The organism is Rhizobium sp. BR 314, from assembly GCF_047445805.1.
GTDB lineage: Bacteria > Pseudomonadota > Alphaproteobacteria > Rhizobiales > Rhizobiaceae > Rhizobium > Rhizobium lusitanum_B.
Genome location: NZ_JARWLA010000033.1, coordinates 51,156 through 70,221 on the forward strand (window position 1 = coordinate 51,156; position 19,066 = coordinate 70,221).

The following is a 19,066-nucleotide window of genomic DNA, read 5'->3' on the forward strand; positions in this document are numbered from 1 at the left end:
TCGGGGTCTCTTTAGCGCAAGTCTCTCCGTCGTGCGACAGGAAAATCACCGGCGTTCACAGGACGCCGGCACTTGTCATCGCCGAATGAAGGGTGCGGCCATTCGCGGCCGCTTCCATCAATCAGAATTTGTAGCCGACCATGAGGCCGACGCGCGTCATGCCGCCGTTCGGGCCGTCGCAAAGATTGGCGTGCGACGAATGCGCGATCTGCGCCATCACGTTCCAGTGGTTGTCGAAATTGTATCCGAGGCCGGCATATTCGTGGAAAAGCAGCCGACAGCCAAGCATCGGGCCATGATCCTGCCAATCGTCGAGATTGCCGGTATGCACCGCCCCACCGAAGCCGAGTTCCGTGAAGATACCGTTGCTGTGGGTGAGTGTCCACGAGAGGCCGCTATAGACCTGGGTCGCCGATCCCGCAGTGCCGATCGATGTCCCCAAGTGGATGCGCGGATGCATCAGCTGGTCTTTCCAATCGGCGGTCGGGTTGTAACCGAACGGATTGAAAAGCACCTGGACGTCCGGAAAAACGCCCTTTTCGTGATCGTATCCTGTCTGGATCGAGCCGCTTGCGCCGAAACGCAATTCGTCGAAGACCTTCGGGCCAGCGGCGACCGCTACCTGATCTGCCGCGGTTGCTGTGAACGCACCTGTGACGAATACCGTGCTGATTGCTAGAAAACTCGCGACTAAACGCTTACGCGAACTGCATGCTGAAACGCTGTCAATAGCCATGCACTCCCCCTGAATGGCGGGCGAATCCCGCAATATTCATAGAATGGTAGGGAGCTAGGAGTCGAGACGGCTGAACTCGGATTCGGCAAGATCTCTGTCGATAAACTAAAAGTCTTGCTTAAATGTGACTATCGTAACCCGATGAGCCATTTTCCAGCAACCGGCGTAAAGTCATGAAGCCGGCCTCGACATCTTCACGTTGCCGTGGCGAGGAAAAGGCGACGCGAACGCGGTGATAGACTTTCTCCATCCGGGCGGCCTTGAACTCGTCCTCGTCATCAATGAGCACGCCGTCGGCAATAGCAGCATTCTTGAAGGTGCCAGAAAGCCAAGGCTCAGGCAGCTTCAGCCAAAGGAATGGCAGGTGTGGATGCGAATTGAATTCGAAGCCAGCCAATGCCTCCCGTGCGATCCGCTCGCGTGCCTTGATTTCCTCGATCGACTTGCGGCGTAATTCGAGTGCGTGACCTTCCAGCACGAGACGCGCGCAGGTTTCCGCCAGAATGAAAGGTAGACCGCCAGTGGTCATCTTATGGGTGACCTTGATGCGCTGCGCGAAATGCGGCGGGCAGGCGACCCAGCCGCCGCGCACGCCGGCCGTTACCGCTTTCGCCAGGCTGCTGACAACAAAGGTTCGCTCCGGTGCGATGGTGGCCATTAGCGGGTTCTGGTCGCCGGTCATGCCGCCATAGAGATCGTCCTCAATCAGCCAGACGCTGTGGCGGCGGGCAATGGCAGCGATTGCGCGCCGCCTCGCCTCGGGCATCGTCACCAGCGTGGGATTGTGGCCCGTCGGCATCAGGAACGCGAGGCGGGGGTGCTGCTGTTGGCACAGTCGCTCGAAATCGTCCGGGATCATGCCGTGCTCGTCGGAATCGACCAATATCGAGCGGCGACCGAGAAGGCGCGTTGCGCGGCTGATCTGCGTATAGGTGAGATTCTCAAAGACGATCTTGTCGCCCGGCGACGTCACGGCCGAAATCACGGCGATGGCTCCAGCATGGGCGCCCAGCGTCGGCACGACCGTTTCGATTGCTGGCTTCCAGCCATTGCGAGCAAGCCAGATCTGCCCCGCATCGAACCAGCTTCCGGGAAAGTTCCGCGAATAGGATGAGATCTCCGAGCGATGATCCAAGCTGATGTCGGCAAACAGCTTTCCGATAATCTCGCCCTGGCCGATATCGGGAGCGGCCGTCGTGTCGAAGCGTATCTTGGCATCGGGCGTGTTTAGGCCGCGTGTGCCGGCCAGCGCCTGCGTGATCGGATCCACTTGCTCTATCTGCTTGCCGTTCGAGCGCTCAAGCACATAGGTGCCGCGACCGACTTCGCCGGCGACGAGGCCGCGCTCATGCACCAGCGCGTAGGCGCGGCTCACCGTACCGATCGTTACGCCGATGTCATAGGCAAGATTGCGCTGTGGCGGCAGCTTGGTGCCGGGAGGCAGGACACCATGCGTGATCGCGTTTTCGATGCTGTCGGCAACGCGGATATAGACCGGTCCGTTGCCACTGGAAATGTCAGGGAGCCAATTTGTCATAATGACAATTTCCTAGATTGTCTCGAAACGGGAGTCAATACTATGAGTCAATTGCGCCGTTTGGCTAGGCGCACGAACATTGATTCAACCCTATAGGCCTTGATATGAGTACAATTGATACAATTTGCGCAGCGAATGCGGAGAGTGGAGCGACACGGCCAAAGTCGCACCCCATGCGCCGGCTTTGGGTAGCCCTTCTTCTGTGGATGCAGAAGCGGGAGGGCCGCTGGGTTCTGCGGGAGCTGACCGATGATCAACTGCGGGACATCGGTCTCACGCGCCGCGAAGCGAATACCGAAGCCAACAAATCGTTCTTCTGGGATTGATCGGTCGTCGCGGAATGTCCGCTCTCATCGGAGCTGGGCCGTTATCAAAGCAGGCCCAGCGCTGAGAGCACATAGTCGGCGCGCGCGTCGACGCTGATCTTCGGCAAAATATGCAGCCCGTAGCCGAGCTTGGGATAGTCTGCGCACAGCCGGTCATACTCGGCAATGCCGGCGGATAGATCGTGCCTACGCTCATGGTCACCGACATATATTTCCGGCCAGGGCGGCGTGAGGAAGACATGGCTGTTATAGCGATGCTTCTGGCTATAGGAGGCCAGCGCCGGTTCGCCGGTGATGTGCTGAAGCGCCGACGCAGCATCGATCAATCCTCTGTCGAAGAAAACGATACCGGCGCGCTTGGTTGCCGCGTCGCGATCGGAGAGTGACATATCGATTGCCCGGCGCAGGAAGGCGGTCAAATCCTCCCAGGGCAGCGCCGATCCGCCGCTCTCCAGTTCTTGCGTGACGATGCGTCGGCCCGGTTCTTCGACGACATGGTGTCCGCGAAGCCGGAGCGCTTCGAGCAGGGTCGATTTGCCCCCACCCGAGCAGCCTGAAAGAATGACAAATCTATCCATGACAATGATCCCTGAAGTTGAGGGCCGTCATGCGTCGGCTGCGGTGTCGCAGAATGCGAGAAGAGTTCAGGCCGATGGCCTTAGGTGCAGTTTTTCGAACCCGCAGCCCAACGATTGACGTCGCCCGTGATACGGCCGCCGGAAGCGCCACCCATCATCGGACCGAAGGCCTGCAATTGGGCCGGATTGCCTTCCGCCTGGACAACGAGCGACGGCCGGCCGGTCGGATGCTTCTTGTCGACTACGAGAATGCGCGGGCGACCGGTAAAGGAATTGAGTTCCGGAGAAAGCTGGTAACCCGCAAAGGCCGGGTCCGACGATTTGAACCAGCAGGCGCTGGCATTGAGCATGACGCGTTCCATCGTCGACAGTGCGCTGCGATCGGTCGCGACGATGCTGGGAGTGCGCGGACCGGCGCAAGAGGTGACGAGAAGCCCAAGCATCGCGATGGCAGCGGCGGAGTAAAGTCCTGTCGGGAGGCGAGGGCGCATCAATTTCTTTCCAGTGAAGCGGTTAGGTCTGGCTCTGCCATAGTCACCAACTGACCATTCGTCGGCGCTCTGCTGTTTTGCGCAAAGACGCCGTTTTTATGATGTTGACGCCCGGCTCGGCGATTTATCAGGCGGCGATGACGCCGAGTGCGGAGGCGAACAGGCCGCGGCCGTCATTGCCACCATGTGCCGCTTCGATCAGGTTTTCCGGATGCGGCATCATGCCGAGGACATTGCCCTTGGCGTTGATGACGCCGGCAATATCATTGACAGAGCCGTTGGGATTGGTGCCTTCGGCATAGCGGAAGACCACCTGGCCGTTGTCTTCGATCGCCTTCAGCGTGTCGGCATCGGCGAAATAGTTGCCGTCATGATGCGCGACCGGGCTGCGGATGACCTGACCCTTGGCATAGGCGCTGGTGAATTCCGTATCGGCGTTCACCACTTCTAGCTTCACTTCGCGGCAGACGAATTTCAGCGAGGCGTTGCGCATCAGCGCGCCGGGCAGCATGCCGGCTTCCAGCAGGATCTGGAAACCGTTGCAGACGCCGAGAACCTTGACGCCCTTGTCGGCCTTGTCCTTGATCGCCTGCATGATCGGCATGCGCGCTGCGATCGCGCCGCAGCGAAGGTAATCGCCGTAAGAGAAGCCGCCGGGAATAACGATCAGGTCAACATCCGGGATCTCGGTTTCGGTCTGCCAGACGGTCACGGGCGCATGGCCGGAAATCTTGGTCAGAGCCGCAATCATGTCGCGATCGCGATTGAGGCCGGGGAGTTGGACGACTGCTGATTTCATGATGCTGGTCCCGCAAGAGGCGAAAGATACTGGCTTGGAACGTGATCGGTGAGCCATACTCCATTGTCGCTGACAAAGAAAGAATGACCTTCCGCATGCATGCGCGCCGCGTTGATTTCGAGGATGATGTAGTCACCCTTGCGTCTCGTCGCGACGATTTTGGCCGTTTCTATATCCGGAGACAGGTGAACATGATGGCGCTGCATCTTATTCAGTCCTGAACTTTGGATTGCCGACCAGCTTTCGAGCGATGTTCCGTGAAACAGCTTCGACGGTGGCGTCGCCGAATTCAGCGCCAGATCCACCGTGACACTGTGGCCCTGCGCTGCGCGGATACGATCACCCAGCAGCGTGAAGCGCTTCTTCGGATTGGACTCGATCACTTCGAGGATATCGGCTTCGGTGACATCGAAGCGGTCAAGAACCGCCTTTTTCAAATCGTCAAAAGGCACCCACCCTTCAGAGTCCAGAGCCAGGCCAGCCTCATGCGGTGCATGCCTTAGCGCGTAGCTCATGAACTTCGAAATTTCGGTCCGGAGTTTGGTGGCTGCCATCAACGATATCAGTCGATCGAAATGGCGAAGTTCTCGATCACCGTATTGGCGAGGAGCTTTTCGCACATGGCTTTCAGCTCGGCTTCGGCCTTGCTCTTGTCGGTGCCTTCAAACTCAAGGTCGAAGACTTTACCCTGGCGAACCTGATGGACGCCGTCAAAGCCAAGTGCGCCGAGTGCGCCTTCGATTGCCTTGCCCTGAGGATCGAGAACGCCGTTTTTCAGCGTGACGGTTACACGAGCCTTGATCACGATTGTCCTTCCTGAACTTACTTGACGAGAACCGGGCCCGTGCCGCGCACGGGTTCGTTTTCATTGATGATGCCGAGGCGGCGAGCGACTTCGGAATAGGCTTCGAGCAGACCGCCCATATCGCGACGGAATCGATCCTTGTCCATCTTCTCATGAGTTGCGATATCCCAGAGACGGCAGCTGTCCGGCGAGATTTCGTCGGCGAGGATGATACGCATCATGTCGCCTTCGAAGAGACGGCCGCATTCGATCTTGAAATCGACGAGCTGGATGCCGACGCCGAGGAAAAGGCCGGTCATGAAGTCGTTGACGCGGATGGCGAGCGCCATGATGTCATCGAGCTCCGCCGGGTTGGCCCAGCCGAAAGCCGTGATGTGCTCTTCGGAGACCATCGGGTCTTCGAGGGCATCGGACTTGTAATAGAATTCGATGATCGAGCGCGGCAGCACCACGCCTTCCTCGATGCCGAGGCGCTTGGAGAGCGAGCCAGCGGCAACGTTGCGAACGACGATCTCGAGCGGAATCATCTCCACTTCCCTGATCAACTGCTCGCGCATGTTGAGGCGACGGATGAAATGGGTGGGGATGCCAATCTTGTTCAGATGGCTGAAGATATATTCGCAGATGCGATTGTTCAGAACACCCTTGCCATCGATGACTTCGTGCTTCTTCTTGTTGAAGGCAGTAGCGTCGTCCTTGAAGAACTGGATCAGCGTGCCCGGCTCAGGTCCTTCATAAAGAATCTTGGCCTTGCCTTCGTAGATACGGCGGCGACGGTTCATTGGTATTGTTCTCTGTCTTTGGCGCTCATGGGACAGCGCAAGTGGATCGTGTGTGGGCGTCCCCATAACGGATAAGAAGCGAATTCACAATCCGCCTGCGCCTCCTTCCTCGGAATTCCGGCCCGGGCGGGGTGCCAAGGCTCTGAATCGAGATCCTGTCACACCCTGTTTTACAGGCTTTTATCTGACGATGGAATGAAGGCGGTCTATACTTCACAGGCTAGTGAGCCCGGCCCTCTCCATCCCATTGTTATTTCCGGGCCATCATGGCTTCAATTGGCTCAGGAACTTGGCGAAGACCATGGTACCTTCGGGCCAGGGGCCGTGACCGGATTCGCTGTTGATATGGCCGGACTCGCCGGCGTCGATCAGCTGCGAGCCCCAGCTGTTGGCAACATCGTCTGCATGCTCATAGCTGCCGAAAGGGTCGTTGCGGCTCGCGATCGTGATCGACGGGAACGGCAGCGGCTCACGCGGGTAGGGGCCAAACGTCATGAGATGCTTCGGCCGGATGCCCGGATTGGCAACATCAGGCGGCGCCACGAGGAAGGCGCCTGCGACCTTGTTGCGGAAATGCGGGATCGCATGGATCACCGACGGCACGCCGAGCGAATGTGCCACGAGCACAACAGGCTTATCCGAGGCGTTCACCTCTTCGGCGATACGGGCTACCCAATCGTCGCGCACGGGCTTCGACCATTCGGCCTGTTCCACGCGCCGCGCAGTGGAGAGCTTCTGCTCCCATCGCGTCTGCCAGTGGTCGGGGCCGGAGTTCGTATAGCCGGGAATGATGAGGATGTTTGCGTCGGAAGCTTTCATGATAGCGCCGATGTGGAAAAGGTGGCCCCAAGTGTCAAGGGAAAAAGGCGACAATTGCGGCGAAATTTGCTAGGATTGCTCTTGCCGGTAGCGAATGACGATGTCGGCGAGCAATTTGCCGCCATCTTTCACCGCAGCCGAGCGCCACGGTTGAGGAGGAGAGCATTATGACGGCCTTTCATGTCATGGCCGGAGCGGACCATACATTTTCCCGTCCCGCCATCCGCAAGATAGGTATTGCAGACCTTGTCGACGCCCTGAAATTGGGGCTCGACGATTTCAGCGAGAAGCCTTCGCATTATGTCTTCCTGTGCCTGATGTATCCGATTGCAGGCATTGCGCTTGCAATCTGGAGCACAGACCAGAACCTGTTGCCGCTGCTATTCCCGCTGATGTCAGGCTTTGCCCTGCTCGGCCCTATAGCGGCAATCGGTCTCTACGAGATCAGCCGGCGCCGGGAAAAGGGGATGGACACATCCTGGAGTCATGCATTCGAGGTTCGCCATTCGCCGGCCTTGCCGTCGATCATCGTTGCGGGCCTGATGCTGTTCGGCCTTTTCATCGTCTGGCTTATCGTGGCGCAGAACATTTACTTCATCTTCTTCGGCGACGGCGTGCCGCCGACGCTTTCATCCTTCGTGTCGAAAATTCTGACGACACGGGAAGGCATGGCGATGATGTTCTGGGGTAATCTGGCAGGTTTCCTCTTCGCGCTCGTCGTGCTCGCGACCACGGTCGTGACGTTTCCGCTGCTATTGGACCGTGACGTCGGTGTCGTTGCGGCGATCGACGCCAGCATCAGGGCGACGCTGATCAATCCGGTTCCGGTCGCGGTCTGGGGCCTGATGGTGGCAGCACTGCTCGCTGTCGGCACGATCCCGATCTTTGCCGGTCTTGCGGTCATCATGCCCATCCTCGGCCACGCGTCCTGGCATCTCTACCGCAAGCTGGTCGTAGCTCAGGAATAGGCCTTCAAGCTTTCAGCGGTTTTCAGCCATCGTTGGAACCGCAACGGGATTTCTACGTTGATCCGCATCATCATGGAGATGCGGATCATGCCTTCGCTCACGCATATTTTCACCCGTTTCGCGATGACGGTCTCGGATTGGACCGGCAAGCCGGCCATCTTCGTGCTGGCGCTGCTCTGCGTCATTGTGTGGGGCACGACAGGGCCGATCTTCGATTATTCGGACACCTGGCAGCTGGTCATCAATACCAGCACGACGATCGTCACCTTTCTGATGGTTTTTCTGCTGCAGAGCGCGCAGACGCGCGACACGCGGGCCATTCAGGCGAAACTCAACGAGTTGATCCTGACCAGCGGGGCAGAGAATCGCTTCGTTGGGATCGAAAATCTCGATGAAGAGGATCTGAAGCACCTCGATAGGCTCGTCGAGAAGGCAGCAAAGCGGCACCAGGAACGACACAAAGGCAAGGCCGGCGAAAGCGTCGAGCTCGATGCCGTGATCGTTGCCAAGCCCGCGAACAAAAGGAAAAGGCGGCGCGTCAACCGCACCGCCTCACCGTCAAATCAGACCAATCATACCAAGACTTAGCCGAAGACCCGCTTGAAGATCGTGTCGACATGCTTGGTGTGATAGCCGAGGTCGAACTTTTCGCGGATATCCTCTTCGGACAACGCGGCACGCACTTCCTGGTCGGCCAGAAGCTCCTCGAGGAAGTCCTTGCCCTGTTCCCAGACCTTCATCGCGTTGCGCTGCACAAGGCGGTAGGAATCCTCGCGGGAGACGCCGGCCTGGGTGAGTGCCAGCAGGACGCGCTGCGAATGAACAAGTCCGCGGAACTTGTTCATATTCTTCATCATATTGTCCGGGTAGACGAGAAGCTTGTCGATGACGCTCGTTATGCGGGCCAGCGCGAAGTCCAGCGTAACCGTCGCATCCGGGCCGATCATGCGTTCGACCGAGGAGTGCGAGATATCGCGTTCGTGCCAGAGTGCGACGTTTTCCATAGCCGGCATCGCGTAGGAACGGACCATGCGGGCGAGACCGGTGAGGTTTTCCGTCAGCACCGGGTTACGCTTGTGCGGCATGGCCGACGAGCCTTTCTGGCCCGGCGAGAAATATTCCTCGGCCTCCAGGACTTCGGTGCGCTGCAGGTGGCGGATTTCGGTGGAAAGGCGCTCGATCGAGGAAGCGACGACGCCGAGGGTGGCGAAGAACATGGCATGGCGATCGCGCGGGATGACCTGTGTGGAGACCGGCTCCGGCTTCAGGCCAAGGGCAGCAGCGACATGTTCTTCAACGCGCGGGTCGATATTGGCGAAAGTGCCGACGGCACCCGAGATAGCGCAGGTGGCGACTTCTTCGCGTGCTGCGATCAGGCGCTGCTTGCAGCGCTCGAATTCGGCATAGGCAAGCGCCAGCTTGACGCCGAAGGTGGTTGGCTCGGCGTGAATGCCGTGCGAGCGGCCGATGGTGACGGTGTCCTTGTGTTCGAAGGCGCGGCGCTTCAGGGCTTCAAGTAGCTTGTCGATATCGGCAAGCAGCAGGTCGCTAGCGCGTACGAGCTGAACGTTGAAGCAGGTGTCGAGCACGTCGGAGGAGGTCATGCCCTGATGCACGAAGCGGGCGTCCGGGCCAACGATTTCGGCCAGATGCGTCAGGAAGGCGATGACATCATGCTTGGTAACGGCTTCGATCTCATCGATACGGGCGACGTCGAAGGTCGCCTTGCCACCCTTTTCCCAGATGGTGTCGGCTGCGGACTTCGGGATGACACCGAGGGCGGCCAGTGCATCGCAGGCATGGGCCTCGATCTCGAACCAGATGCGAAACTTGGTTTCGGGCGACCAGATGGCGACCATTTCCGGTCGGGAGTAGCGCGGGATCATTGGCTCAGAGCTTTCTTGGCTAACGGGAAAGGAGAACTTGCGCCCCCATAACAAAGACGGGCGGCATTCACAATGTTTGGCGGATCAATCTTTGATCCTCAACGCCTATGTCGCACAAGATAGGCCGATGCAGCGATCAGGCAAAGCAAACCGAGGGGCAAAAACAGCGTAGAGCCGAGAACGGCGAACTGATAAACGGCGCTGGCGCTGGTGAACAGGAATTGGAATATCCAGATGAGCGAGCCGAACGGTGCATGCCAGCGTGCGTAGAACCAGCGATAGTCCATGGCAAAGAGGAATGCCGTCATGGCTAGGGTGCCGATGGATAGCGCCAGGAAGAAGGCTGCGAAGCGCGCGGTTGGCGGACGATGGCTTGCGTAGCGTTTGGCGATCGGCACGACGATCGGCCAGGTGAGGAGACCGCCAAAGAAGTAGATGAGGGTCAGCGCGGTCAAGTGGCTCGTGAGCAGGCCGTTGCGTAGATAAAGCGCGGCAAGAGCCGAGGCGGTCATTGCCAGCCCCCAGCAGGCTGCGTCGCGCAGATATCCAAGGCAATAGGAAACGGCAGTCCGGGTCCGGTCCGCCGCCTCGATAATTCTGGCTGGATTACTTGGATCCAACGCGACCTCTTTCCGCCGCAGCTCTGAGGTCGCCGATCGTCTGTTTGTAGGCATCGACCGATTCGCCCTTGAAGATTGCTGAACCGGCAACCAGAACGTTGGCGCCTGCCGCGATGATGAGCTCGGCCGTGTCGGTGGAAACGCCGCCGTCGACTTCCAGTTCGATTGGTCTGTCACCGATCAGGGACTTGGCGTTGCGGATCTTGTCGGCCATGGCCGGGATAAATTTCTGGCCGCCGAAGCCCGGGTTGACCGACATGATCAGGATCAGGTCGATATCGTCGAGCACGTTTTCCAAGATCGATAGCGGCGTGGCCGGATTAAGGGTGACGCCGACCTTCTTGCCGAGATGACGGATCGTCTGCAGTGAGCGATGCAAATGCACGCCTGCTTCCGCATGGACCGTAATGCGGTCGCAGCCGGCCTTAGCGAAGGCTTCGAGATAGGGATCGGCCGGCGAGATCATCAGATGGCAGTCGAAGGTAGCGGTCGTATAGGGGCGCAGCGCCTTGATGACATCGGGGCCGAAGGAGATGTTCGGCACGAAATGCCCATCCATGACATCCAGATGGATCCAGTCGGCTCCGGCTTCGGTCACATCCTTCACTTCCTGCCCTAGTCTGGCGAAATCGGCTGCAAGAATGGAAGGGGCAATGCGGATCGGCAAGGTCATGGTGTAGCTGAGCTCCAACTGAATTTTCGGCTTGAATTAGCACCGACAGTGCGGGCAAACAACCGTTCGCGGAGGGCGTCTCAATTTGATGGCGTCGTTACCGGCACGAAAGTGTTGCCGCGCCATTCCAGCCGCTGATAGAAATTCTCGGTGAGTTCGTGGTTCTGACCGAATGTGATCGGACCCATCGCCGTCTGGAAAGCCGTACTGACAAGCTTGTCCGCGACGGGCTTGTTTTCCGTCTTGGCGCTTTCGGCGGCCTGACTGGCGATCTGTGCGGCCGCGGCGGCGGGCAGTGTATAGCCGTCCGGTTCTATGCCGGCAGCACGCATGGCCTGTGCCGTCGATTGCGCTGCGGGCAGGCTGGCAAAATCAGGCAGCGCGATTGCCTGTACGCCTTCGAGCAGAGGCACCGGTTGATCGGCGGCGCGCATCGCGTCACCTCCCATGAGGGTCAGCGGAATGTTTTCGCTCTTGGCGTCGCGCGCAATCACGGCGACATCGCTGCGGTCGCCGCCGACGAAGACGCGTGTGGCGCCGGCCTTCTTCAGGCGGCGGACGAGGGCGATCTGCTGTTCCTGGCCCGGTCGGTAGGTGTCGGTGAAGACGGGCTTCAGCCCCTTTTCCTCAAGCGCACTGCGGATCGCGCCGACCAGTTCGCGTCCGTGAATCGTGCCGTCATCGATCAGGGCCATCGGCTCGGCCGCCCAGTTCTTCAGGATGGTGCTGATGGCAATGGCAGATTCGGCGCTGTCCACCGAGGTAAGACGGAACAAAGGCCAGCCGTTCTTCAAAGCGTCTTCCATCAGGATACGGGAGCGCACCGAAACAGTGATGGCGGGAATGCCGGCATCCTTGAGGCGGGGCAATGCGCCTTCGAGCGTTTCCGTGCACAGGAAGCCAATCGCCACCTGCGCTTTCGCGGCGATCAGCGCCTCGGCGGCGACGCGACCGCCATCTTCGGTGCAGGGCTCGTTGACGACAGTCGCCGTGTCCTTCTGCGCCTGGATCTGGAAATTGGCGCCTGCAGTGATCTCGGCTCCGAGCGTGGCGAAATTACCGTCCTGTGGCGCGACGACACCGATGTGAATTCCTGCCGCGTAGCTGCTGCCGGCCGCAGAAAGCAGCGCGAACAGAAGCGGAAGGCGACGCAGAACGTTCATCGATCGATTATCCCGGGCAATTTTTCTGCTCTATTTATCCGTATGAAGAGGCTCGTCAAAGAAAAAGCAGCAAAATCCCTCAGCTTTCAATGGAGTCATTGTAGAAAAGCTAACATCTGACCGCCATATTGAAAGAAAGACGGGGTGTCACAGAGAAATGGAGATGATGGTGCTAGATAGGCAGCGTATGGATCCGGCGCTTTATCGCGATGCCATGAGCCGCTATGCGGGGCATGTGCAATTGGTGACGACGGCGCTCGGCAAAGAGCGGCGCGGTGTCACGATCACGGCTGCATGCTCGGTGTCGGACAGCCCGGCCACCGTTCTGATCTGCCTCAACAACAGCAATGAGAAGAACGATATCTTCTTCAATAGCGGTATTTTCGCCTTGAATACGCTTGGTGCTGACCACCAATCGCTCGCGGATGCCTTTTCCGGCAAGACGCAACTGACGACGGATGAGCGTTTCGCTTCCGGTAAATTCGAGACACTGGTGACCGGGGCGCCGGTGCTATCGGATGCACTTGCTGCTTTCGATTGCCGCGTCATCGAGATCAAGCAGGCATCGACGCACAACATCATCTTCGGTGAAGTCATGGCCGTCCGCTATAGCGAGCCGAAGCCGGCATTGCTCTATATGAACCGGGGCTATCACGCGCTATAACCCCTGCAGGGGAGCTATCATGGCGGATCACAAATCATCTAATGCGTTGCCGGGATCGATCGAGGAGACGATGGCTCTGCTCGCGGAGCACGACTATCTGGCTGGGCGCGCGCTTGGCACGGTCCTTTTCCTGGCATTGAAAATGAAGCGACCGCTCTTTCTGGAGGGGGAGGCAGGTGTCGGCAAGACCGAGATCGCCAAGGTCCTGTCCAAGGCGCTCGACCGACCGCTCATCCGGCTGCAATGCTATGAAGGGCTCGATGTTTCATCGGCCGTCTATGAATGGAACTATCCGGCACAGATGCTGGAAATCCGGCTTGCCGAAGCATCCGGTCTAACCGATCGCGATCGCATCGAAGCCGATATCTTCTCCGAACGCTATCTGATCCGCCGACCGGTGCTGCAGGCGCTTTCCGGTCTTGGCGGACGCGCACCGGTGTTTCTGATCGATGAACTTGACCGCACGGACGAGGCCTTTGAGGCATTCCTGTTGGAAGTGCTGTCCGATTTCCAGGTCACGGTGCCGGAGCTTGGGACGATCCGTGCGGCTGAGCCGCCCATCGTCATCATCACCACGAACCGGACGCGCGAGGTGCACGACGCTCTCAAGCGACGCTGCCTCTATCATTGGGTCGACTATCCGCAAGCCGAGCAGGAGCTGGAGATCATCCGCCGCAAGGTACCGGGCTGCAACGAAGTCTTGTCTCGCCAGATCGTCGCCTATGTGCAGAAGCTCCGCACACTCGATCTTTACAAGAATCCCGGCGTTGCCGAGACGATCGACTGGGCGACGGCTTTGACCGAGCTCGACCGGCTCGCGCTCGACCCAGAGACGATCTCAGACACGCTGGGGACGCTCCTGAAATACCAGGACGATATAGCCCGCATTCAAGGCGGCGAGGGCAAACGTGTGCTCGACGACGTGAAATCCGAACTGCTTGCGGCGGGATGAGCCATGGAACCGGGTGCGCAAGATGGCATCATTCTTGCGCCGTCACCGCCCGGTGATGGTCGCTTGGCCGACAATATCGTGCTGTTCGGCCGCGCCCTTCGCAAGGCCGGGCTGAAGATCGGGCCTGGTGCGATTGCCGATGCCATTGAGGCAGTCAAGGCGATCGGCATCGGCTCTCGCGAGGAATTCCACGCCGCTCTTTGTTCGGTCTTCGTGAAGCGCCATGAGGATCTCGCCGTTTTCGATGAGGCATTCCGGTTGTTCTGGCGCTCTCGCGATCTTGTTGCGAAGATGATCGCCATGATGTCGCCGGTCGCACCTGACAGTCGCGAGAAGGAAAAACCGAAGCCTGGCGAAACCAGAGCCGGAGATGCCTTGCTCGGTGATCGTGACGACCGTCGACCGCAGCGTGAGACGCCCGACATCGAAATCGATGCCCGCTTCACCACATCAGGAAGCGAAGTTCTGCGCCGGTTGGATTTTGCCCAGATGTCGGCAACAGAGATCGCCGTGGCCAAGAAGGAGCTCGCCAAGCTGCAATTGCCGTTGGACCGGGTGCGGACGCGCCGCTTCGCGCCGTCGCATGCTTCAGTCAAGGTCGATCCTCGTGCGACGATGCGGTCCGCCTTGCGTACCGGCGGTGCTCTGATCCTGCCGCGCTTTCGGCAGCCCAGGGAGATGCAGCCGCCGCTCGTGGTGCTTGCCGATATCTCGGGTTCGATGAGCCAATACACGCGCATTTTTCTGCATTTTCTGCACGTTTTGACCGAACGGCGCCGGCGCGTGCATACGTTTCTGTTCGGCACAAGGCTGACCAATGTCACGAGAGCCATGCGCCACAAGGATCCGGACCAGGCGCTTGACGAATGCGCCGCGGCGGTGCGCGACTGGTCGGGAGGAACGCGGATCGGCGAGACGCTGAAGGAATTCAACCGGCTATGGGCGCGCCGCGTGTTGGGGCAGGGCGCGATCGTGCTTTTGATCACCGATGGGCTGGAGCGCGAGGGAGTGGAACTGCTTGCCGAGGAGATGGATCGCCTTCATCGCTCTTGCCGGCGGCTGATCTGGCTCAATCCGCTGCTGCGCTTCGAAGGCTTCGAGGCGCGGGCTCGCGGCGTAAAAGCAATGCTGCCGCATGTTGACGAATTCCGTCCCGTTCACAATCTATTATCTCTGGCCGATCTCGTATCGGCTCTCACCGCCGGCCGCGCGGGCGCTTACGATCCGCGCCGGTTTCTCGGCAAGTCATGAGGCTCCGATGTCAGATATATCCGAAAGTCTGGATCCGCTTGTCATTGCGGAGGAATGGGTGTCGGCAGGGCGCAGCGTGGCCATGGCGACGGTCGTCGATACCTGGGGCTCGGCGCCGCGCCCCTCGGGCAGCCATCTGGTGATCGACGGCGAGGGCAATTTTCACGGTTCGGTTTCGGGCGGCTGCGTTGAAGGCGCCGTGATTACGGAGGCGCTTGACGTCATCGAGACCGGCAAGTCCCGCATGCTGGAATTCGGTGTTGCCGATGAGACGGCCTGGCGTGTCGGCCTTTCCTGTGGCGGCCGCATCCGCGTCTATGTGGAAAGGCTGGGCTGATGGATCGTCAGATACTGGCGCGGCTGAATGAAATGCGCCGCAAACGGCAGGCCGCGATCCTTGTGACGGATCTCGATGGCGGCCCGGATAGGCTTGTTGTCGAGGGCGACGTGCTCGACGGTGCTCTCACGGAGGCAGCGGCTTCGGCATTCCGCTCAGGCAAGTCGTCGGCGGTAGAGATTGAAGGACAGAGCCTGTTCTTGAATGTGCACCTGCCGCCGCCGCGCATCGTCGTTATCGGCGCTGTCCATATCAGCCAGGTCCTGGCTCGCATGGCAGCACTTGCAGGCTTCGACATCACGATCATCGATCCGCGCACCGCCTTTGCGACGCCGGAACGCTTCGAAGGCATTGATCTTGTCGCCGACTGGCCCGTGGATGCGCTGAAGGAGCGTCCGCTCGACGGTTACATGGCGCTGGTCGCCGTCACCCACGATCCGAAGATTGATGATGAGCCGATCGCGCAGGCGCTGAGGGCCGGCTGTTTTTATGTCGGCGCCCTTGGCAGCCGCAAGACGCATGCCGGGCGCGTGGAGCGCTTGAGGCGTGAGGGATTGACGGAAGCGGATTTGGCCCGCATTCGTGCGCCTATCGGTCTTGCCATTGGAGCCGCCAGTCCGGCGGAGATTGCCGTCGCCATCCTGGCTGAGATCATCGCTTCGCTGCGTGGGCGCGATGTGTCGTTGCCGAAAGGTGGCAGATCATGATCTTTGGAGAGTTTCCGACGGTGGAAGCCGAAGGTGCCGTTCTCGCGCATTCCGTCCGGCTGTCCGACGGTAGCTTCGCCAAGGGGCACAAGCTTGATCGAGGAGATATCGAACGTCTGGCGACTGACGGCATCGACCGCGTCATCGCCGCTCGTATCGAGCCGGGCGATCTCATGGAGGACGAGGCCGCCGAACAACTGGCGCGAGCAATTGCTCCAGATCACCTGACTTTCTCGGAGGCGGCAACGGGGCGCGTCAACGTTCACAGCACTGTCGACGGGCTTTTCGTTGCAGACCGAGCGGCCGTCGACGGGCTGAACAGCGTGGATCCCGCAATCACCCTTGCCTGTCTGGCCGATCATGTGCCGGTCCGTTCGGGCGACATGGTTGCCACCTTCAAGATCATTCCGCTGGCTGTCTCGGGAAGCAAGGTGGCGGCAGGCGTCGAGATCCTACGACGCACCACCGTCTTCGAGGTCAAGCCGTTCCAGCCACATGCGGTGTCGCTCGTCGCGACGGAGCTGCCGTCCTTGAAGACAACAGTCATGGACAAGACGGCTCGCATCCTCTTACAGCGGCTGCAAGTTGCAGGTAGCATCCTCCAGCGGGAAGAACGCGTCGCTCATCGAGCCGGTGTGGTTGCAGACGCGATCACTCGTGCACTCAAAGCGCCGGATCGCTTGCCGAAGCTGGTGATTGTTTTCGGCGCGTCTGCCGTCATTGATGCCGACGACGTCATCCCGGCTGCTATCCGGCTTGCGGGGGGCGAGGTTGTGCAGGTCGGAATGCCCGTCGATCCGGGCAATCTGCTGGTGCTCGGAAAAGTAGGCAACGTGCACATCGTCGGGGCACCCGGATGCGCTCGCAGCCCAAAGGAAAACGGCTTTGACTGGGTTCTTGATCGCATATTAGCCGGCGAACAACCGACCTCGCGAGATATAAGCGGCTTGGGCGTGGGAGGGCTGCTCATGGAAATTCAGTCGCGACCGCGGCCACGCGATATCGCCGCAAAGCCAGTGGCAGCGATCGAGGTTGCTATTGTCCTGTTGGCTGCCGGCAGGGCCAGCCGCATGGGCGAGGGCGGTGCCCACAAGCTTCTGGCCGAGTTCGATGGCATTTCGCTGGTTCGCCGATCGGCGTCGACAGCGATGGCCGGTGGAGCGTCCGCCGTGGTCACCGTGACGGGACATCGTCGGGACGACATCGAGCAGGCACTCGAAGGCCTCGATATCACGCGGGTGTATAATCCGGATTACGCATCCGGCATGGCTAGTTCCCTGGTTGCAGGTGTCGGCACGCGAGCTGCTCAGCAGGCAGACGGTGTGCTAGTCATGCTAGCGGACATGCCGGGCATCACCAGCGACGATCTGAGGACACTGATCACGGCATTTCGCAGGACGAACGGCCAGGCGATCGTACGGGCGGTATCGAGCGGCAAGCGCGGCAATCCCGTCATTCTGCCCAGATCTGTGTTGAATGCCGTCATGCGGCTCGAGGGTGATGTCGGCGCCCGGCATATTATCGAAACATCGGGGCTATCGGTGATCGACGTCGACATCGGCGATGCGGCACATCTCGATGTCGATACGCCCGAGGCTGTCGTCGCGGCCGGGGGAGTCCTGAAGGGATAGGGAATGGACAATACAGATATTGAGGAAATGTTTCAGTCGCTCGGGCCTGTGACCATCAAGCGGATGTTCGGCGGCAAGGGCATCTATCATATGGGCCGGATATTGGCGCTGGAAGTAGACGATGAAATTCTACTGAAGGCCGACGACGCCAGTGCTTCCGAATTCGAGGCTGCCGGCGCGCGACGCTGGGCCTTTGAGAGCAAGAAGGGTAAGGCCGTCAATATGCCCTATTGGTCTATCCCCGAGGACGCCTTCGACGATCCGGATGAGATGTCGCGTTGGGTGAGGCTCGCTTATGAGGCGGCATTGCGCGCGGATAAATAGATGGGCACCGCTGCGTTGGGATGAGGGACCGTGACGCCGGCTGATCCAGCGGCAGCTCTTTCAAAGAAGCGGTTGAGCAAATGTACTGGAGCATTTCTGCCTCCAATGGCGTCGCGGAAATGCTTTACCTCTCTGCTACGATGCAATCTAGGAAGCAAATCCGCCGCGCATTTTTACCGGCGTTGTTTTATGCCCAACGTTCGCAAAAGGCTTCGATGTCGCTTGACTGAAAGTCTGCGAGCCGCGCCATGATGGTTTCGAATGGCCAGTTCCACCAGGCGATGGAGGTCAACCTCTCCGCAATGGCTCGCGAGAACCGCTCGCGAATGAACTTCGCCGGAACACCGCCGACGATGGTATATGGCTCGACGTTCTTGGTGACGACCGCTCCGGCAGCAAGAACGGCACCATCTCCGACGGTTACGCCCGGAAGAACAATGACCCCGTGACCGATCCACACGTCGTTGCCGATGATGGCGCGATCCTGCTTGCGCTCATCGAAAAAGGCATGGTCACGCACGGCTTCGGCGGAGTAATATTCCGGGCAGTAAGTGAAGCGGTGCATCGACGGGCGATCCATCGGGTGATTGGGCGCGCCGATCCGCACTTCCGCCGCGATGGCGCAGAACTTTCCTATCGTCGCATCCCCGACCATGCAGCGTTGCCCCAGATAGGAATAATCACCGAGTTCAACCGCATGTAGCGATGCATCCGCCAGGATCTCGCAGCATTTGCCTATGCTCGAATCTTTGATGCTGGCCGATGGGTGGATGAAGGTCTCGGCGATTTTGGGGCGATTTGGTTGTGCGGTCTGGTCCATTGACAATCTCCAAGTTTCGCACTGCCTATCCGGGAACGGTGAAGCATATGTGACGCCGGGAAACGCAAGTTCAGCTGCGCGGCTCGCTGGTGCAGGAAATAGCAATCGAGGGATCTTGCTGCGCAGGCACAAGGGTGGCGTCGCGATAATCGCCTATGAAAATCATAGAGTTAGAGGGCTGGCAGCGAGTGCTGGGA

Annotated in this window: 23 protein-coding genes; 9 read left to right on the forward strand and 14 right to left on the reverse strand. The window is 59.5% G+C overall.

The genetic code is table 11. The annotated features are described in order from the left end of the window. Window positions 1–121 precede the first annotated feature (121 nt). From QD461_RS28850 to QD461_RS28890, 9 genes are all read right to left on the reverse strand, one after another. A complete protein-coding gene (locus tag QD461_RS28850; protein WP_414090652.1) occupies window positions 122–736 on the reverse strand; it encodes an acyloxyacyl hydrolase in 615 nt (204 codons plus the stop codon). A 118-nt stretch (window positions 737–854) separates the two neighbouring features. Then, a complete protein-coding gene (locus QD461_RS28855) occupies window positions 855–2,273 on the reverse strand; it encodes a PLP-dependent aminotransferase family protein (RefSeq protein ID WP_184704141.1) in 1,419 nt (472 codons plus the stop codon). Between the two features lie 370 nt (window positions 2,274–2,643). Then, a complete protein-coding gene (locus QD461_RS28860; protein WP_414090653.1) occupies window positions 2,644–3,177 on the reverse strand; it encodes an AAA family ATPase in 534 nt (177 codons plus the stop codon). Between the two features lie 80 nt (window positions 3,178–3,257). Further along, window positions 3,258–3,668 (reverse strand): hypothetical protein, encoded by a 411-nt coding sequence (locus QD461_RS28865; RefSeq protein WP_414090654.1) that lies wholly within the window; start codon window positions 3,666–3,668, stop codon window positions 3,258–3,260. Window positions 3,669–3,795: 127 nt separating this feature from the next. Then, complete coding sequence (gene purQ, locus QD461_RS28870) at window positions 3,796–4,467, reverse strand: phosphoribosylformylglycinamidine synthase subunit PurQ (RefSeq protein WP_414090655.1); 672 nt, start codon at window positions 4,465–4,467, stop codon at window positions 3,796–3,798. After that, complete coding sequence (locus QD461_RS28875; RefSeq protein WP_414090656.1) at window positions 4,464–5,021, reverse strand: RNA 2'-phosphotransferase; 558 nt, start codon at window positions 5,019–5,021, stop codon at window positions 4,464–4,466. The genes purQ and QD461_RS28875 overlap by 4 nt, the downstream gene beginning before the upstream one ends. Window positions 5,022–5,029: 8 nt before the next feature. After that, window positions 5,030–5,272 (reverse strand): phosphoribosylformylglycinamidine synthase subunit PurS, encoded by a 243-nt coding sequence (purS, locus tag QD461_RS28880; RefSeq protein WP_414090657.1) that lies wholly within the window; start codon window positions 5,270–5,272, stop codon window positions 5,030–5,032. A 17-nt stretch (window positions 5,273–5,289) separates the two neighbouring features. Continuing rightward, window positions 5,290–6,054: a phosphoribosylaminoimidazolesuccinocarboxamide synthase gene (purC, locus tag QD461_RS28885; protein WP_184704154.1), complete on the reverse strand. Its 765-nt coding sequence runs from the start codon at window positions 6,052–6,054 to the stop codon at window positions 5,290–5,292. A gap of 264 nt (window positions 6,055–6,318) precedes the next feature. Then, window positions 6,319–6,873: an RBBP9/YdeN family alpha/beta hydrolase gene (locus tag QD461_RS28890; RefSeq protein WP_184704156.1), complete on the reverse strand. Its 555-nt coding sequence runs from the start codon at window positions 6,871–6,873 to the stop codon at window positions 6,319–6,321. 167 nt (window positions 6,874–7,040) lie between these two features. On the opposite strand from QD461_RS28890, the gene QD461_RS28895 reads away from it, so the two are divergent. Then, window positions 7,041–7,841, forward strand: coding sequence for a DUF2189 domain-containing protein (locus QD461_RS28895; protein ID WP_414090658.1), 801 nt, complete (start codon window positions 7,041–7,043; stop codon window positions 7,839–7,841). Between the two features lie 87 nt (window positions 7,842–7,928). Continuing rightward, the gene (locus QD461_RS28900; RefSeq protein WP_414090659.1) at window positions 7,929–8,429 is read left to right on the forward strand and encodes a low affinity iron permease family protein; all 501 of its coding nucleotides are present in this window, start codon (window positions 7,929–7,931) and stop codon (window positions 8,427–8,429) included. On the opposite strand, the gene purB is transcribed toward QD461_RS28900, so the two are convergent. From purB to QD461_RS28920, 4 genes are all read right to left on the reverse strand, one after another. After that, a complete protein-coding gene (purB, locus tag QD461_RS28905) occupies window positions 8,426–9,727 on the reverse strand; it encodes an adenylosuccinate lyase (RefSeq protein ID WP_414090660.1) in 1,302 nt (433 codons plus the stop codon). The two genes, QD461_RS28900 and purB, sit on opposite strands and share 4 nt — an antisense overlap. Window positions 9,728–9,825: 98 nt before the next feature. Continuing rightward, window positions 9,826–10,347: a hypothetical protein gene (locus QD461_RS28910; RefSeq protein ID WP_414090661.1), complete on the reverse strand. Its 522-nt coding sequence runs from the start codon at window positions 10,345–10,347 to the stop codon at window positions 9,826–9,828. Further along, entirely contained in the window at window positions 10,334–11,020 is a 687-nt protein-coding gene (rpe, locus tag QD461_RS28915) for a ribulose-phosphate 3-epimerase (protein WP_184704166.1), read from the reverse strand. The genes QD461_RS28910 and rpe overlap by 14 nt, the downstream gene beginning before the upstream one ends. Window positions 11,021–11,100: 80 nt before the next feature. After that, window positions 11,101–12,183, reverse strand: a complete 1,083-nt coding sequence (locus QD461_RS28920) for an ABC transporter substrate-binding protein (protein WP_414090662.1) — start codon at window positions 12,181–12,183, stop codon at window positions 11,101–11,103. A 169-nt stretch (window positions 12,184–12,352) separates the two neighbouring features. On the opposite strand from QD461_RS28920, the gene QD461_RS28925 reads away from it, so the two are divergent. The 7 genes from QD461_RS28925 to QD461_RS28955 are packed head-to-tail and all read left to right on the forward strand — an operon-like array spanning window position 12,353 to window position 18,049. Continuing rightward, window positions 12,353–12,847, forward strand: coding sequence for a flavin reductase (locus QD461_RS28925; RefSeq protein WP_414090683.1), 495 nt, complete (start codon window positions 12,353–12,355; stop codon window positions 12,845–12,847). Window positions 12,848–12,866: 19 nt separating this feature from the next. Next, window positions 12,867–13,799 carry an AAA family ATPase gene (locus QD461_RS28930; RefSeq protein WP_414090663.1) on the forward strand — a complete coding sequence of 311 codons (933 nt, stop codon included), beginning with the start codon at window positions 12,867–12,869 and terminating at the stop codon, window positions 13,797–13,799. A gap of 3 nt (window positions 13,800–13,802) precedes the next feature. Next, complete coding sequence (locus QD461_RS28935; RefSeq protein WP_414090664.1) at window positions 13,803–15,050, forward strand: vWA domain-containing protein; 1,248 nt, start codon at window positions 13,803–13,805, stop codon at window positions 15,048–15,050. Window positions 15,051–15,057: 7 nt separating this feature from the next. Then, window positions 15,058–15,387 carry an XdhC family protein gene (locus tag QD461_RS28940; RefSeq protein WP_414090665.1) on the forward strand — a complete coding sequence of 110 codons (330 nt, stop codon included), beginning with the start codon at window positions 15,058–15,060 and terminating at the stop codon, window positions 15,385–15,387. Continuing rightward, window positions 15,387–16,094 (forward strand): XdhC family protein, encoded by a 708-nt coding sequence (locus QD461_RS28945; protein ID WP_414090666.1) that lies wholly within the window; start codon window positions 15,387–15,389, stop codon window positions 16,092–16,094. Before QD461_RS28940 ends, QD461_RS28945 begins: the two co-directional genes overlap by 1 nt. Then, on the forward strand, window positions 16,091–17,725 hold the full coding sequence (locus tag QD461_RS28950; protein ID WP_414090667.1) for an NTP transferase domain-containing protein: 1,635 nt from the start codon (window positions 16,091–16,093) through the stop codon (window positions 17,723–17,725). The genes QD461_RS28945 and QD461_RS28950 overlap by 4 nt, the downstream gene beginning before the upstream one ends. A 3-nt stretch (window positions 17,726–17,728) precedes the next feature. Then, window positions 17,729–18,049, forward strand: a complete 321-nt coding sequence (locus QD461_RS28955) for a TfoX/Sxy family protein (protein ID WP_414090668.1) — start codon at window positions 17,729–17,731, stop codon at window positions 18,047–18,049. A gap of 187 nt (window positions 18,050–18,236) precedes the next feature. Here QD461_RS28955 and QD461_RS28960 read toward each other — a convergent pair whose 3' ends face one another. After that, window positions 18,237–18,869 carry a DapH/DapD/GlmU-related protein gene (locus QD461_RS28960; RefSeq protein ID WP_414090669.1) on the reverse strand — a complete coding sequence of 211 codons (633 nt, stop codon included), beginning with the start codon at window positions 18,867–18,869 and terminating at the stop codon, window positions 18,237–18,239. Window positions 18,870–19,066 lie beyond the last annotated feature (197 nt).

Bases quoted from the DNA above. Each gene is read 5' to 3' on its own strand.
- purQ (WP_414090655.1), bottom strand. From the start codon at position 4,467: ATGAAATCAGCAGTCGTCCAACTCCCCGGCCTCAATCGCGATCGCGAC.
- QD461_RS28960 (WP_414090669.1), bottom strand. From the start codon at position 18,869: ATGGACCAGACCGCACAACCAAATCGCCCCAAAATCGCCGAGACCTTC.
- QD461_RS28935 (WP_414090664.1), top strand. From the start codon at position 13,803: ATGGAACCGGGTGCGCAAGATGGCATCATTCTTGCGCCGTCACCGCCC.
- QD461_RS28950 (WP_414090667.1), top strand. From the start codon at position 16,091: ATGATCTTTGGAGAGTTTCCGACGGTGGAAGCCGAAGGTGCCGTTCTC.
- QD461_RS28940 (WP_414090665.1), top strand. From the start codon at position 15,058: ATGTCAGATATATCCGAAAGTCTGGATCCGCTTGTCATTGCGGAGGAA.
- rpe (WP_184704166.1), bottom strand. From the start codon at position 11,020: ATGACCTTGCCGATCCGCATTGCCCCTTCCATTCTTGCAGCCGATTTC.
- QD461_RS28945 (WP_414090666.1), top strand. From the start codon at position 15,387: ATGGATCGTCAGATACTGGCGCGGCTGAATGAAATGCGCCGCAAACGG.
- QD461_RS28875 (WP_414090656.1), bottom strand. From the start codon at position 5,021: ATGGCAGCCACCAAACTCCGGACCGAAATTTCGAAGTTCATGAGCTAC.
- QD461_RS28955 (WP_414090668.1), top strand. From the start codon at position 17,729: ATGGACAATACAGATATTGAGGAAATGTTTCAGTCGCTCGGGCCTGTG.
- QD461_RS28865 (WP_414090654.1), bottom strand. From the start codon at position 3,668: ATGCGCCCTCGCCTCCCGACAGGACTTTACTCCGCCGCTGCCATCGCG.
- QD461_RS28900 (WP_414090659.1), top strand. From the start codon at position 7,929: ATGCCTTCGCTCACGCATATTTTCACCCGTTTCGCGATGACGGTCTCG.
- purB (WP_414090660.1), bottom strand. From the start codon at position 9,727: ATGATCCCGCGCTACTCCCGACCGGAAATGGTCGCCATCTGGTCGCCC.
- QD461_RS28890 (WP_184704156.1), bottom strand. From the start codon at position 6,873: ATGAAAGCTTCCGACGCAAACATCCTCATCATTCCCGGCTATACGAAC.
- QD461_RS28920 (WP_414090662.1), bottom strand. From the start codon at position 12,183: ATGAACGTTCTGCGTCGCCTTCCGCTTCTGTTCGCGCTGCTTTCTGCG.
- QD461_RS28855 (WP_184704141.1), bottom strand. From the start codon at position 2,273: ATGACAAATTGGCTCCCTGACATTTCCAGTGGCAACGGACCGGTCTAT.
- QD461_RS28895 (WP_414090658.1), top strand. From the start codon at position 7,041: ATGACGGCCTTTCATGTCATGGCCGGAGCGGACCATACATTTTCCCGT.
- QD461_RS28930 (WP_414090663.1), top strand. From the start codon at position 12,867: ATGGCGGATCACAAATCATCTAATGCGTTGCCGGGATCGATCGAGGAG.
- purC (WP_184704154.1), bottom strand. From the start codon at position 6,054: ATGAACCGTCGCCGCCGTATCTACGAAGGCAAGGCCAAGATTCTTTAT.
- QD461_RS28850 (WP_414090652.1), bottom strand. From the start codon at position 736: ATGGCTATTGACAGCGTTTCAGCATGCAGTTCGCGTAAGCGTTTAGTC.
- QD461_RS28860 (WP_414090653.1), bottom strand. From the start codon at position 3,177: ATGGATAGATTTGTCATTCTTTCAGGCTGCTCGGGTGGGGGCAAATCG.